The organism is Bradyrhizobium sp. LHD-71, assembly GCF_031157255.1.
In the GTDB taxonomy this organism is placed as follows: domain Bacteria; phylum Pseudomonadota; class Alphaproteobacteria; order Rhizobiales; family Xanthobacteraceae; genus P52-10.
Genome location: NZ_JAVIFX010000002.1, coordinates 171,159 through 184,909 on the forward strand (window position 1 = coordinate 171,159; position 13,751 = coordinate 184,909).

17 protein-coding genes are annotated in these 13,751 nt (G+C 61.7%); 1 reads left to right on the forward strand and 16 read right to left on the reverse strand.

Annotation, left to right across the window (positions count from 1 at the left end):
• Positions 1–116 precede the first annotated feature (116 nt).
• On the forward strand, positions 117–989 hold the full coding sequence (locus RCO31_RS02165) for a hypothetical protein (protein ID WP_308966546.1): 873 nt from the start codon (positions 117–119) through the stop codon (positions 987–989).
• Between the two features lie 42 nt (positions 990–1,031).
• On the opposite strand, the gene RCO31_RS02170 is transcribed toward RCO31_RS02165, so the two are convergent.
• The 16 genes from RCO31_RS02170 to RCO31_RS02245 all read right to left on the reverse strand — a co-directional run bounded on the left by RCO31_RS02170 (position 1,032) and on the right by RCO31_RS02245 (position 13,648).
• A complete protein-coding gene (locus RCO31_RS02170; protein ID WP_374991408.1) occupies positions 1,032–1,466 on the reverse strand; it encodes a c-type cytochrome in 435 nt (144 codons plus the stop codon).
• A 58-nt stretch (positions 1,467–1,524) separates the two neighbouring features.
• Complete coding sequence (locus RCO31_RS02175; protein WP_308966547.1) at positions 1,525–1,923, reverse strand: cytochrome C oxidase subunit IV family protein; 399 nt, start codon at positions 1,921–1,923, stop codon at positions 1,525–1,527.
• A gap of 9 nt (positions 1,924–1,932) precedes the next feature.
• Entirely contained in the window at positions 1,933–2,655 is a 723-nt protein-coding gene (locus RCO31_RS02180) for a heme-copper oxidase subunit III family protein (protein WP_308966548.1), read from the reverse strand.
• Positions 2,656–2,668: 13 nt separating this feature from the next.
• Positions 2,669–3,367: a cytochrome c oxidase subunit 3 gene (locus RCO31_RS02185; protein WP_308966549.1), complete on the reverse strand. Its 699-nt coding sequence runs from the start codon at positions 3,365–3,367 to the stop codon at positions 2,669–2,671.
• On the reverse strand, positions 3,364–5,142 hold the full coding sequence (gene ctaD, locus RCO31_RS02190; RefSeq protein WP_308966550.1) for a cytochrome c oxidase subunit I: 1,779 nt from the start codon (positions 5,140–5,142) through the stop codon (positions 3,364–3,366). Before ctaD ends, RCO31_RS02185 begins: the two co-directional genes overlap by 4 nt.
• A 67-nt stretch (positions 5,143–5,209) precedes the next feature.
• Positions 5,210–6,043, reverse strand: coding sequence for a cytochrome c oxidase subunit II (gene coxB, locus RCO31_RS02195; protein ID WP_308966551.1), 834 nt, complete (start codon positions 6,041–6,043; stop codon positions 5,210–5,212).
• A 282-nt stretch (positions 6,044–6,325) separates the two neighbouring features.
• Entirely contained in the window at positions 6,326–8,008 is a 1,683-nt protein-coding gene (locus tag RCO31_RS02200; RefSeq protein ID WP_308966552.1) for a Na(+)/H(+) antiporter subunit D, read from the reverse strand.
• Positions 7,998–8,237: a hypothetical protein gene (locus RCO31_RS02205; protein ID WP_308966553.1), complete on the reverse strand. Its 240-nt coding sequence runs from the start codon at positions 8,235–8,237 to the stop codon at positions 7,998–8,000. The genes RCO31_RS02200 and RCO31_RS02205 overlap by 11 nt, the downstream gene beginning before the upstream one ends.
• Before the next feature lie 3 nt (positions 8,238–8,240).
• Positions 8,241–9,719 (reverse strand): monovalent cation/H+ antiporter subunit D family protein, encoded by a 1,479-nt coding sequence (locus RCO31_RS02210; protein WP_308966554.1) that lies wholly within the window; start codon positions 9,717–9,719, stop codon positions 8,241–8,243.
• Positions 9,719–11,212: a monovalent cation/H+ antiporter subunit D family protein gene (locus RCO31_RS02215; RefSeq protein ID WP_308966555.1), complete on the reverse strand. Its 1,494-nt coding sequence runs from the start codon at positions 11,210–11,212 to the stop codon at positions 9,719–9,721. Before RCO31_RS02215 ends, RCO31_RS02210 begins: the two co-directional genes overlap by 1 nt.
• Positions 11,209–11,574: a cation:proton antiporter subunit C gene (locus RCO31_RS02220; protein ID WP_308966556.1), complete on the reverse strand. Its 366-nt coding sequence runs from the start codon at positions 11,572–11,574 to the stop codon at positions 11,209–11,211. The genes RCO31_RS02215 and RCO31_RS02220 overlap by 4 nt, the downstream gene beginning before the upstream one ends.
• On the reverse strand, positions 11,574–11,990 hold the full coding sequence (locus RCO31_RS02225; protein WP_308966557.1) for a Na(+)/H(+) antiporter subunit B: 417 nt from the start codon (positions 11,988–11,990) through the stop codon (positions 11,574–11,576). Before RCO31_RS02225 ends, RCO31_RS02220 begins: the two co-directional genes overlap by 1 nt.
• On the reverse strand, positions 11,987–12,544 hold the full coding sequence (locus tag RCO31_RS02230; protein ID WP_308966678.1) for a DUF4040 domain-containing protein: 558 nt from the start codon (positions 12,542–12,544) through the stop codon (positions 11,987–11,989). Before RCO31_RS02230 ends, RCO31_RS02225 begins: the two co-directional genes overlap by 4 nt.
• The gene (mnhG, locus tag RCO31_RS02235; RefSeq protein WP_308966558.1) at positions 12,541–12,897 is read right to left on the reverse strand and encodes a monovalent cation/H(+) antiporter subunit G; all 357 of its coding nucleotides are present in this window, start codon (positions 12,895–12,897) and stop codon (positions 12,541–12,543) included. The genes RCO31_RS02230 and mnhG overlap by 4 nt, the downstream gene beginning before the upstream one ends.
• Positions 12,894–13,175, reverse strand: coding sequence for a monovalent cation/H+ antiporter complex subunit F (locus RCO31_RS02240; RefSeq protein WP_308966559.1), 282 nt, complete (start codon positions 13,173–13,175; stop codon positions 12,894–12,896). Before RCO31_RS02240 ends, mnhG begins: the two co-directional genes overlap by 4 nt.
• Entirely contained in the window at positions 13,175–13,648 is a 474-nt protein-coding gene (locus RCO31_RS02245; RefSeq protein WP_308966560.1) for a Na+/H+ antiporter subunit E, read from the reverse strand. Before RCO31_RS02245 ends, RCO31_RS02240 begins: the two co-directional genes overlap by 1 nt.
• Between the last annotated feature and the right edge of the window lie 103 nt (positions 13,649–13,751).

The following is a 13,751-nucleotide window of genomic DNA, read 5'->3' on the forward strand; positions in this document are numbered from 1 at the left end:
GTGCAGCGTTGCTCGCGGCCACCGCCACCCTCAACGTTGCAATCGATCCGCAATGCGTTTTTCGCGCATGTGCGTCGGACGGACGCGCAACCGCGAACGAGCGATATCATCGGCTGTTGGCCTATAAGCTGCGCGCGGTGGAAACCGATGGACTGCTGTTTTCGAACTCCCGTGGAAAGGCCTTCGACACCAACGCCGTCGCCCTGGCGCTCGGAGCCAAACACGTCGCTTCGTTTGCCGTGTCCGCCGGGGCGATAACGGACCATCTGCCTTTCCTGAAATACATTCTGAGCGATCAGGCCGCGCATGGCGGCAAGATTCAGAAAGTGCTGCTGCTGCTGGACGCAGATTTCTTCGGCACCCGCCCTTGGACCAACCTTAACCTGGACAGCTTCCTTCCACCTGAGGTCAGCGGCGAGTCCGGGCTGAGATTCTGGCTGCGCTACCTCTTCGCCGTGCAGTTCAAGGGATGGCGGGAGAGTATCACCTCGACGGCACGGCGCGACCTGACCGCCACCCCCAACGTGCGCCTGGCCTCGCTGGACGGCCCGCCAACGGGACTTGTGGCGGCCGGTGGTCAACCGGCACAGGCGGAGGAAGCCCCGACGCCCGAACGGCTTTCGCGCATCAGCAAATCGCACAAGCCGTTTCTGAACGAACAACTGAGGGATCTTGATGAGTTCGTTCAGTTGTGCCGCCGGAAGGACATTCAGCTGACGATCGCTCTCAATCCGCTGACGCGGGTCAACAGCTCGACCTACGAACCGGGACGCCTCGAAGACACGATCGCCAGTATCAACGAAATCACCGACCTATGGGACTTCACCGCGCCTGAGTGGCTGGCGGAAGATCTCGCCCATTGGCTCGATGTCTCCCATTTCCGACCCGAGATTGCCCAGGTAATGCTGGACCGGATGTTCGCAAACGCCGGACCGAGCGACTTTGGTCGGTTCAGAAGGAAAGCGGAGAGCGGATCGTTGGAGCGCTGACCTTGATGCAGCGCCGAGGATAGTGGCGGCCCATCGGCGCCCCTAGCGCTGCACCTGCGCCAGTCCGGTTCCGGCAGGAGCAATCCGCGCCGCTTTCTTTCCAGTTGCATCGAACTGTTTGAGATAGGCGACGATGTCGTCGATCTGCTTCGGATCCTTCAGACCCGGAAAGATCATCTTGGTCCCGGGTATCTTGGCCCTGGGATCCTTGATGTAGTCGCGGAAGGTTGCTTCATCCCAGACAAGTCCCGAGTTCTTGTTCGCCGGCGAATAGCTGTAGCCTTCGATCGTCCCCGCCTTCCGTCCGAACAGCCCGTTGAGCATCGGTCCGACGGCGTTCCTGGCCTTCTCGCCGACCTGATGACACGCCTTGCACTGGTTGAAAATCTTCTCGCCCGCAGCCGGATCCTGGGCGTAACCAGGCAGCATCGCGAGCGCCCCAGCTCCAAGGACGACAAAGAAACCGAAAATGCGCATCCGATCGTCTCCTTGACGAATATGTCAGTCGCCCCAAGCTCGATGATGGTGATGATGGTTACGTCCCTGACGCGAAGAATATCACCCTGGTCAGATGCGTGTAGTCGGATTCGAACGCCATGATCGCAACAAAAACCAGTATCAGCGCCGGCGGCAGCAGGATGGCATAGGTCAAAGCCAGACGCTCCCAGGCCATATGCATGAACACGGCGACGATCAAGCCGGCCTTCAACACCATGAACAACAGAATCAGCGACCATCTGAGATGGCCTTGCAGCGCGAAGTAGTCGACGAAATACGAACAAGCGCTGAGAACGAATAACCATCCCCAGACCACGAGATAAAGCTTGATCGGGTGCTGCTGGCCCTCCGCGTGCGCCGACGCCGGCGCGGGCGCCTCATGTGCATGAGCGTCGTGCTGACGTTGTCCGTCGAGAGTTGCTGTAGCCTCTGTCATCCGGCGACCTCACCACAGATAAAAGAAAGCGAAGATGAAAACCCACACGAGATCGACGAAGTGCCAGTACAGGCCCATGATTTCGACGACTTCGTAGTTCCCTCTTCTGCTGGTGAAAAAGCCTCGTCGTCCGTGATCGAAGTCTCCGCGCCAGACCTTTCGCGCAATGATGATCAGGAAGATCACGCCGAACGTCACGTGGGTGCCGTGGAAGCCGGTGATCATGAAGAAGCTCGAGCCGAACTGCGCAGCGCCCCATGGGTTCTCCCACGGCCGCACCCCTTCCATGATCAACTTGGTCCATTCGAAAGCCTGCATACCGACGAATGCTGCGCCCAACACGGCGGTCACCAGCATCAGGATCGCCGTTTTGACGCGATCGCGCCGGTAGCCGAAGTTGACAGCCATCGCCATCGTCCCGCTACTGCTGATCAGGACGAAGGTCATGATGGCGATCAGGATCAGCGGGATATGGTGCCCCGCAATCTCGAGCGCGAAGACTTCGCTCGGATTCGGCCAGGGCACGGTCGTGGACATGCGCGCCGTCATGTACGCGAGCAGGAAGCAGCCGAAGATGAAGGTGTCGCTGAGGAGGAAGATCCACATCATGGCCTTCCCCCACGGGACGTTCTTGAACGCCCGCTGGTCCGACGACCAGTCCGCGACAATGCCTTGCCAGCCTGGTGGCCGCGGATGCGGCACAACGGTGTTTGTCAGCGCAGTCTCGGCCATCGCCAACCGTTCCTCATGTCAGCAGCTGGCGACAGATGGCGACGAAATCGTCCGCCCAGCCCGTCAGCAGCGCAAGCAACACCAGCCAGACCAGCAGCAGGAAATGCCAGTACATGGTGCATAGTTCCACGCCCAGGCGCAGCTGTGCCGGTTCGGCGCCACGCCACGCCTTGACCGTTGTCCTGCCCAGGGCGACGAGGCCGCCCACCACGTGCAGAGCATGGGTCGCGGTGATCAGATAGAAGAAGGCGTTAGCTGGATTGGCTGCCGGAAGGTAACCCGCAGCATCGAGCTGCTGCCACGCCAACAGCTGGCCAATCAGGAAAACAAGGGCGGAAGCGCCTCCCGCCAGCAGGCCGATCAACACCCCTTCGCCGTCGTCGCGACCAACCGCAGCCCGCGCCCATTGCAGTGCGCCACTGCTCACGATGAGAACGGCGGTATTGAACCACAATAGCTTCGGCACCGGCAGCGAACGCCAGTCGACCAGCTCCATCCGCATGGTGTAGGCGCTGACAAAAAGCGCGAACAACGAGCCGACGACCGCGAGAAACACGCCCAGTCCGATTTTCGCCGGCGGCAGCGATGAAGCGCCGCGAGCATCGTCGATCACGCCCGTTTCGAGCCAGGGTTTGCTGGCCAGCCGCTGCTGGGAAAGCCACCACCCCGCAATGACCGCGACCACCGCCAGGAACAGCACAATGGCGCTCATGCACGGGCTCCCTGCACCGCGAACCCGCCCGGAGGCTCATTCTGCGGCACGAAGTCCCGCGGCGCGCCGGGCACGCTATAGTCGTACGCCCAGCGATAAACGATCGGCAGCTCCTTGCCCCAGTTGCCGTGTGCCGGCGGGGTTTGCGGGGTTTGCCACTCCAGCGTCGTGGCTCCCCACGGATTGCCGCCGGCTTCCTTCCCCTTGAACAAGCTCCAGGCGAGGTTGAACACGAAAACCAGTTGCGCGGCGCCGACAATCAGCGCCGCCACGCTGATGAACGCGTTGAGATCATGGGCGGAGGCCGGGATGAAAGACGTTTCGCCAATGTCGTGATAGCGACGAGGCATGCCCTGAAGGCCCACGTAATGCATGGGGAAGAAAACGGCATAGGCGCCGAGGAAGGTCACCCAGAAGTGGAATTTCCCGAGCCCATCGTTGAGCATTCGGCCGGTGATTTTCGGATACCAGTGATAGATCGCGCCAAACACGACCATGATCGGCGCCACACCCATCACCATGTGAAAGTGCGCGACGACGAACATGGTGTCGGACAGCGGTACGTCCACGACCACGTTGCCGAGGAACAGCCCTGTCAGTCCGCCGTTCACGAACGTGACGATGAAGGCAAGGGCAAAGAGCATCGGCACGGTAAGATGGATATCGCCGCGCCACAGGGTCAGCACCCAGTTGTAGACCTTGATGGCCGTCGGGATGGCGATGATCAGCGTGGTCGTTGCGAAGAAGAACCCGAATTGCGGGTGCATGCCGCTGACATACATATGGTGCGCCCAGACGACGAAGCTGAGCGCGCCGATCGCCACGATCGCCCACACCATCATGCGATAGCCGAAGATGTTCTTGCGCGCGTGCGTGCTGATCAGGTCGGAGACGATGCCGAACGCGGGCAGCGCGACGATATAAACTTCAGGATGACCGAAGAACCAGAACAGGTGCTGGAACAGCAGCGGGCTGCCGCCGCCATACTTCATCAGTTGGCCCATCTCCTGGAGCGTCGGCATGAAGAAGCTGGTGCCGAGCGCCCGGTCGAGCAGCATCATCACCGCGGCGACGAACAGCGCCGGAAACGCCAGCAACGCCATCACCGTTGCTGTGAAAATACCCCACACCGTCAGCGGCATCCGCATCAACGTCATGCCGCGGGTGCGTGCCTGCAGCACCGTCACCACGTAGTTCAATCCGCCCATGGTGAAGCCGATGATGAACAGGATGAGCGACGCCAGCATCAGGATGATGCCCCACTCGTTCCCACCGGGAGTTCCGGAAAGAATGGCCTGCGGTGGATACAGCGTCCAACCGGCGCCGGTCGGGCCACCCGGCACGAAGAAGGTCGCGACCAGCACCACCACGGCGAGCAGGTAGATCCAGTAGCTCAGCATGTTGACGTAGGGGAAGACCATGTCCCGGGCGCCGACCATCAACGGGATGAGGTAGTTGCCGAAGCCTCCCAGAAACAGCGCGGTCAGCAGGTAAATCACCATGATCATGCCGTGCATGGTGATGAACTGAAGATACTGGCTCGGATCAATGAACGAGAACGTCCCAGGAAATCCGAGTTGCAGTCGCATGAGCCACGACAGCACCAGCGCAACCATCCCGATGGCCATCGCCGTCAGCGCATACTGGATGGCGATGACCTTGGCGTCCTGCGAAAAGATGTACGTCGTCCACCAGCTCTTTGGATGGTAAAGCTCGACGTCGACCACTTCGGCCGGCGTGATCCCCGTGTTCGTGTCAGACAGGACATCGACCATCGGCTGCCCTCTTCAGATTCGTCGCGGCCGGCCGCTCCCGCCGTTCGCGATCTGTCGCATCAGCAACTCATTCGCCACTCACCTGGTACGTCGCTTTCAAGGTCCTACGCTGGCCGGACAGCTCCGCAAACGTCTGCTGCTGCTCCAGCCACGCCTGATACTCGCCTTCTTCCTGGACGATGACCTTGCTTCGCATCTGCGCGTGCGCAATGCCGCAAAGCTCCGCGCAGAGCACGTCAAAGGATCCTGTCCGCGTGGGCGTGAACCAGAAGTAGGTGACCGCGCCGGGCACCATGTCCATTTTGGCGCGGAATTCAGGCACATAGAAATTGTGGAGAACGTCGACGGAGCGCAGCAGCACCTTGATAGGTTTACCGATCGGCAGGTGGAGGTCGCCGCTTTCGATCACGACGTCATCCTGTCCTGCCGCATCGCCCGGATTCAATCCCAACGGGTTGTCGGAGCTGACGTTACGGACATCGGATGTGCCGAGCTTGCCGTCCTTTCCTGGAAGGCGGTAGCTCCAGCGCCATTGCTGTCCCATGACTTCGATCTGCGACGCATCTGCCGGCACCGTGACGAACTGGTGCCAGACGACCAGACCCGGCGCCAGCATCGCTGCGACGCCGACCGCCGTGCCGACCGTCAGCCACCATTCGAGCCTCTTGTTCTCCGGCTCGTAAGCGGCCTTGCGTCCCTCCTTGTGGTGAAAGCGGAAGACGCAATAGGCCATGAACGCGACGACCGCGACAAAGACGGCGCCGGTGATCCAGAACGTCAGGGAGATGGTATCGTCAATGTAGCCCCAGTTCGACGCAATAGGCGTCCACCACCACGGGCTCAGCAGGTGAAACAACACCGAGCCGATCGCGACCAAAAGCAGTATGAGCGCTACCACCATCCCCCATTCATCCTTCATCGAAGGCAGCGAACAAAAGGGCGGAAACTGCGCCTGTCCCGATGACCGATTTCAAGTCGCTTCGTGGCGCCTATCTCGCGTATGCACCGGCTGCAAGATCAAAGCAGGATACGGAGCGCAAAATCAGACCACCACCTCATCGGGCCAGGAGGTCTTTACAACTTGAGGATGATACGGACCGGGCTCAGCGTCAATGGCGGATCAGGCGCGCGTGATGCAGCGCATCAAGGCGCTTGTGCAGGCGCACAATGATGATTCCATCGGTCAGAGGTAGAACAGAGCCAGGTAGATCACCAGCATGATTGCGGCCCAGAATGCCATGGCACCGGTCGGCAAGCTTCGAGCAAGAATGCCCTCTGGACCGTGATAGTAGCGAGCTGCCCTCCCGACTGCGCTGGCACCACCGGTCGTCCAAGTAGCAATGCCGCTCCAGCCGCGCCCGGCGAGCCGGTCAAAGCTTTTCGCAAGGCTGACCCCTGCCCGCCGGTAGAGCCAGTCCACGTCAAGCGTGATGGTCAGTGTCCGCTTGAGCAGGTTCAGCATCAGGAAGAAGGCCAGGCCCGAGAACAGCAGGAGCTGCAGATAAAAGACGACGTGGCTCGCCGTATAGGGAATGTAGTCGACCCCGAACGGCAGCAGTGCGTAGAGCGCTTGTGGTGCCACGCCGATGCCGATGCAGAGAACCGCGAAGAACGCCATCGCCATCCGCATGTTCCACGGTGGCTCGGCGGGCCGCAGACCCGAGTCCTTCTGGAAGAACACGAACCAGGGAAACTTGATGCCCGCGTGCAGAAAGACGCCGGCGGAGGCCGCCGCCAGAAGATACCAGACAACCGCCAGATGCTCCTTTCCTGCAGCCTCCGATATCATCGATTTCGACACGAAGCCCGATGTGAGCGGGAAGGACGAGATCGAGAGCGCACCGACAATGCCGCAGATGGCCGTAAACGGCATCGTTCTGAAAAGCCCTCCAAGATCGGTGCATTTGCGCCTCTCGGTCATGTAGAGAACCGAGCCCGCCGACATCAGCAGCAACGCCTTGTAGATGATGTGCGTGAATGCGTGCGCGGCGGCGCCATTGAGCGCCATCTCCGTACCAATGCCGATACCCACGACCATGAACCCGACCTGGTTGACGATCGAATAGGCAAGTATTCGGCGCATGTCGTTCTCGAGGATCGCATAGATGATCCCGTAAAACACCATGAACAGGCCGACGTAGATCAGCAGCTCCGTTCCCGGGAAGGTCCGCAGCAGCACAAAGACTGCCGTCTTCGTGGTGAACGCCGACAGAAACACCATCCCGCTCCATGAGCTTTCCGGATAGGCGTCCGGCAGCCAGGCAGAGAGCGGCCAGGCGCCCGCGTTGAGCAGGAAGGCCGCAAGGATTAAGCCGCGCGGAACGCTGTCGAGCGTCAGCTTGTCGAATGCGGTCGAACCCGTGCTTGCGATTTCGCCGACGATGCCGGCCATCAACAGCACGCCGCCCAGAAGATGGATCGCTGCGTAGCGCAAACCAGCACCGTAAGCGGACGGTCCCACGCTCCAGATGATCAGGGTGGAGGCGATCGCCATCAGTTCCCAGAAGATGAAGACCGTCAGCCAGTCGCCTGCGAAGGTCACGCCGATAGCAGCACCGGCGTAGCAGAAGGCCGCGGCAAGTTCGATCACGCGGCGCTGGTTGAGTGCGAACAGCCCGCCGGCGAACGCCATGATGGCAAAAACGGTCGCGAACAACCGCGACAGCGCATCGCCCTTCACGAGCACGAGCTCGTAGCCGAGATAGGCATGCCGAGCCGCGACTCCGTCCGGAACCTGCCAGATGAGATAGAGCGTCAGGAGCGGCGCCAGCAGGAGCAGCGTTGGACGCAGCCGTCCGGACAGCATCGGCAGCAGTATCCCGGCCGCAATCAGCACCAGGGCGGGAGGCAGCGCGCTAGCTGTCATAGTAGGTGTCCGGACGCTTGAGCATCCAGCCAAGCGCCTTTGCCGCGAGGATCAGCAGGACGCAGCTTGCAAAGCCGAACCACGCGCCGAAACCGAAGGTGCCGTCGAGCCCGAAATAGGGATGATGATGCACCACCAGATCCATCAACACCGTGCCGGCCAGAGCGATCGCAAAGACGATCCAAAGCAGGCGGATGGTGCTATCCCGCGTCAGCCAGTGATCATCCATGGCTCAGCGCTCCATCATCATCGTTGCCAACGCGTATGGCACGTTCGGCATCAGGAAGAGAAGAATAGTCCCTGCGGCGGTGACCGTCAGCGCCAGCACGATCGGCCATGGCGCTTCGCCATGCGCAGGAGCATCATGATGCTTGCCGACGTGCGGTTCCCGGAAGAACGCGCGATAGACGATCGGCAGGAAGTAGCCGGCATTCAGGATCGTGCTGACGATGATGATGGCGACGGCGATCCAGTTACCGGTCTGCATCGCTCCGCTCAGGATGAACCACTTGCTGACGAATCCCACGGCCGGCGGGATTCCGATCATGCTGATTGCGCCGATTGCAAAGGCGCCCATGGTCCACGGCATCCGCCTGCCGATACCGTCGAGCTGGCTGACTTCCGTCAGATGCGAGGCCGTGTGAATCGAGCCGGCCGCGAAGAACAACGTAATTTTGCTGACCGCGTGTGCAGCGATGTGTATCGCAGCGCCGATGAGCGAGATCGGCGCCAGGATCGCCGCCCCCAGAATTACGTAGGACAGCTGCGAGACGGTGGAATAGGCCAGCCGGCGCTTCAGGTTGTCCTGTCGCAGCGCCACCAGCGATGCGGCAATGATCGTCGTTCCGGCGGCCAGCGTGAGCCAGAGCGATTGCCCTGCCGCACTCAGCGCCTCGACGCCGAAGATCATCACGACGACTTTCAGGATCGAAAAGACCCCGGCCTTCACCACCGCGACCGCATGCAGCAGCGCACTGACCGGTGTCGGCGCGACCATCGCCGCCGGCAGCCAGAAGTGAAATGGCATGACGGCGGCCTTGCCAATGCCGAAGACAAACATCGCCAGCAGCAGCGCGATGATCCCGGCGCCTACCTTGCCGCCAAGGATTCCGCCGGGGGTAAAATCAAGCGTGCCCGCAAGCGCATACGTGCCGATCAGCGCCGGAAGGAACAGGACCAGCGACGTGCCGAGCAACAACACGAGGTAAAGGCGGCCGGCGCGGATGGCCTCCTCATTGCCCTTGTGAATGACCAACGGATAGGTCGACAGCGTCAGCGCCTCATAGAACAGGAACAGGGTGAACAGGTTCTTCGAAAGCGCAATGCCGATGGCGCTGCCGATGGCGACCGCAAAGCAGACGTAGAAACCGGTCTGCCGCGGCTCGTCGTTGGCGCGCATGTATCCGATCGAATAGATCGAATTAACGATCCACAGGGACGAGGCGACCAGCGCGAACAGCATCCCCAACGGTTCAGCCTTGAAGGCAAGGGCAAGGCCCGGCGTCACGTTGATGATGTGCGCTTCCGGCCGCGCACCACCGAGCACGGGGGTGAGCAAAGCACAGACGATGGCGAACAAGATGCCTGCGGTCGCGAGCGTCACTGCCTCCCGCAGATTGGGCACGGCGTGACAGAGCGGAATGATCACAGCGCCGATGAACGGCACCAGCACCGCGAGAAGCACCAGCGTCTCGGCTGAGGGAGCCGTCATCAACGCACCCCTCCGAGCAAAGCCTTGGCCACGGTGCTCGCCATGCCGGCGGTCCATTCAGTGTCGATGCCGAAATAGATCGTGGCCAAAGCCAGCACCAGCAGCGGCAGCAGCATCGACAGCGGCGGATCGCTCGCATCCGCGATCGCCGGCGACGGCTTGCGCAACCACGCCACTTCGAGGACGCGACCGACATAGAGCAACGCCAGCAGTGAGCTCGCCATGATCGCGATCACGAGCGGCCACCACCCCCTCTCGATCGCGCCGATCGCCAGATACCATTTGGAGATGAATCCGGAGGTGCCCGGCGTGCCGACCAGGCCGAAGCCTGCGATCGTGAACGCCGTCATGGTTAGCGGCATCCTGCGGCCTATGCCTGCAAGGTCAGTCAGATTCATCGGGCAGGCACGATAGAAGACCGCGCCCACGGCAAGAAACAGTGCCGCCTTCATCAACGCGTGATTGACGATGTGAACGAGACCGCCGGTCAGTCCCGCCTGATTGGCGAGCGCAATGCCAAGCGTAATGTATCCGATCTGTGCAACCGACGAGTAAGCGAGCATCCGCTTCACGTTGCGCTCGAAAACCGCAACCGTCGACGCGATGAACATCGCCGCGACCGAAAGCGCCATGAGGATGTCCGACAGCGGTAGCGCACGGACGTCGATCGAGGCGCCGAAGACGGAGAACAAAAACCGGATCAGAAGATAGATGGCAACCTTGGTGGCCGTCGCGGCGAGGAAAGCGGTCGCCCAGGAGGGTGCGTAGGCATAGGCGTTCGGCAGCCAGGCATGCAGCGGAAACAAAGCCAGCTTGAGACTGACGCCCACGGTCACGAAAGTGAGGGCTGCGATCACGGCCGGCGACTGGCCAGGCCACGCTTCAGCCAGGCGGACGGCCATATCGGCCATGTTGAGGGTGCCGGTGAGAAGATAGAGCAGGCCTACGCCAATGACGTAGAACGTCGCACCGATCGTCCCCATGATCAGATACTGGAAGGCGGCCACAAGCGCGCGCCGATCAGGTCCGAGCGCGATCAGCACGTAGGTCGACAGCGACGAGATCTCCAGGAAGACGAACGCGTTGAAGGCGTCGCCGGTGATCGCAATGCCGAGCAAGCCGGTCAGGCAAAGCAGGTACATGCAATAGAACCAGGCTCGCTGCGGCGCGGCGATCTCGAACGCGACGGAACGTCGCGCGAACGGCATGATCACTGCGCCGACGACCGAGACGAGCACCAGCACGAAGCCGTTCAGGGCATCGACGCGATACTCAATGCCCCACGGCGGCTCCCAGCCGCCGAGATGATAGGAGATGGTCCCGCTCGAGAGCACCTGCCACAGCATGCAGACGGCGATGACGGGCATCAACCAGCTGACGACCAAAGCGAGCGCAAAAGCCGTCGTGCCGCGACGCATGAAGCCGGCAAGCAGCGCACCGATAAGGGGAATGACCACCTGCAGGGCCGGAAGGTGCGGCCAGACTGCCTTCATACGTCACGGTCCTTCTCGACAATCTCCTCCTCCTCAACGGTGCCATAGGCCTCGTTGATGCGGACCACGAGCGCAAGTCCGAGCGCCAGCGTGGCGACACCGACGACGATGGCGGTCAGGATCAAGACGTGCGGAAGTGGATTCGAATAGACCGAAAACGCCGGATCGATGATTGGCGCCGTACCGCCGATGATCTTTCCCGGCTCGATGTAAAGAAGATAGACCGAGGTCTGGAAGATGGACAGCCCGATCAACTTCTTCACCATGTTGCCGCGGGCGATCACGATGTACAACCCGGCCATCATCAGGAAGATCGTGACGATGTAATTGTAGTGCTGCGCAAGATCGATCAGCGTCGCCATCAGCGGCCCCGCTCGACGAACGCATAGAAAATGGCCGTCATCGTGCCTGCGACCGTTACCAGGACGCCTGCTTCCACCAGAAAAATTCCAAGCTCATGGGCATGCACGGCGTCGTGCCCCAGCACCGAATAATCGAGAAAGTTCTTGCCAAGCAGAAGTCCTGCGACGCCGGTGCCGGCATAGATCAGCACGCCAAGGGGGATCATCCGCTGCACGACGGCCTGCGGCGCCATGCGTTGTGCTGCCTCGAGGCCGAACGTGATCGTCAGCAGGACGACGACGCCGGACGTGATGACGCCGGCCTGAAAGCCGCCGCCCGGTCCGTAGTCGCCGTGAAACTGCACGTAGAGTGCGAACAGCAGAATGAATGGCAGGATCAGCTTGGTGCCGATCCGGAGAATGAGATCGAGACTCATTGCCCGTCGCCCCCCTCTTCGGTCCGCCCCCTGCGGCGCATGCCGCGCAGCAACAGCATCACGCCAATGCCCGCCGTGAAGATGACGGTCGTCTCGCCGAGGGTGTCGTAGCCGCGATAGTCGGCCAGCACTGACGTGACGGCATTCGGAACGCCGGTTTCCTTGATGGTGTCGGAAAGGTAGCGAGGCCCCACGTGCTTGTGAATGATCGCATCCGCCGTGCCGAAGGGTGGCAAGGCAAGCGTGCCCCACACCAGCAGGGCTCCGGTGCCGATGGCAACCACAAGCGGCAGCACCTTGGTGCGAAACGAGCGCATCTCGGTGGTGCTGATCAGATGCAGCGTCGCAAGCAGGATCACCGTCGAGATGCCCGCGCCGACCGAGGCTTCGGTCATGGCGACGTCGACCGCGTCGAGCACGATCAGCACACTCGCCATCAGGAAGCTGTAGATCGTCGTCAGCACGACAACGCCGAACAGATGACGCTGCAAGACGATCGCGACAGTCACCACGGCAAGCATGGTCAACAGCGTCGCGTTGATGAGGACTTCTATGACCGCCTCCCCTCGGTTTGCTCGGCGGCCGCGCGATCGGCCCTGCGGTCGGCATCAAGCATCGGCGCGATGCCGTCCTGGAGACAGGCCTGCGCAAGCGCGTGCGTCACCACGGGTCCGGTAAAAACGAACAAGGCGAGCAGGAACAGCAGCTTCAGGGTGATGAGGCTGAGGCCAGCCTGCAGCGCCATGCCGAGTACAAGGAAGCCGACGCCGAGCGTGTCGATGACGCTTGCCGCATGCATGCGGGTGAAGACCTCAGGCATGCGGACGAGGCCGACAGCCCCGACGACCACGAAGAATGAACCGAGCAGGATGCACACCCAGCTTGCAAGATCCAGGGCGAACGTCATGAGCCGCGCTCCGTGTCGGCCCGGTGCGCAAGATCGCCGTGTCGGAAGAACTTCAGAACCGCGAGCGTGCCAATGAGATTGAGCAGGCCGTAGGTCAGCCCGATGTCGAGGAACTCCGGTCGGCCCGTCAGGAAGCCGAACACGGCGAGCAACATGATCGCAAGCGTGCCGACGGTGTTGCCGGCAAGCACCCGGTCAAAGATCGTCGGACCCAGGATGGCGCGCGCGATCGCCAGCGCCAGAGCGACAAGGATGGCGGCGGCGGCGACGGCGAACATCAGGCCGAGCCTTCGAACCGGCTGACCCGACGGTCCATGCCGCCCGCTTCGAGATCGAGGGCGCCTTCAGTAACCAGCGCATGCACGGTGAGCTTGTCACCGTCTGCGGCAACCGTGATCGTGCCGGGCGTCAGCGTAATCGAGTTCGCGTAGGTGGCCCTGCCGACCGTGGTCCGCTGAGTGGCCGTGACGACGGTCATGGTCGGAGAAATCGGCAGGCGCGGGTGCAGGATGATCTTCGTCACGGCCCACGCCGACTTGCCGATCTCGACTGCGAGCCAGGGCAGATAGGTTATCGCACCGCGGAAGAGTTCGATCGGATGCCCCTCCTCATCCGCGGTCCGCATCCGGATCGCGGCCAGCAGGCACAGGACCGAGCAAACCAGTCCGGCGACAACGAGCATCGGGGTGTAGTGGCCGGACAGAACCAGCCAGAACAGGTACAGAAACGCTGTCAGACTAACGTATCGCATGCGCCCTCATACGCCATCTCGGCCGGCCCTGTCGCGCAGCTGAGCCGTATCATGCTGCGACAATCCGCCGTGCTCCGCTGCGACACCCTTGCTCTTCGCGGCG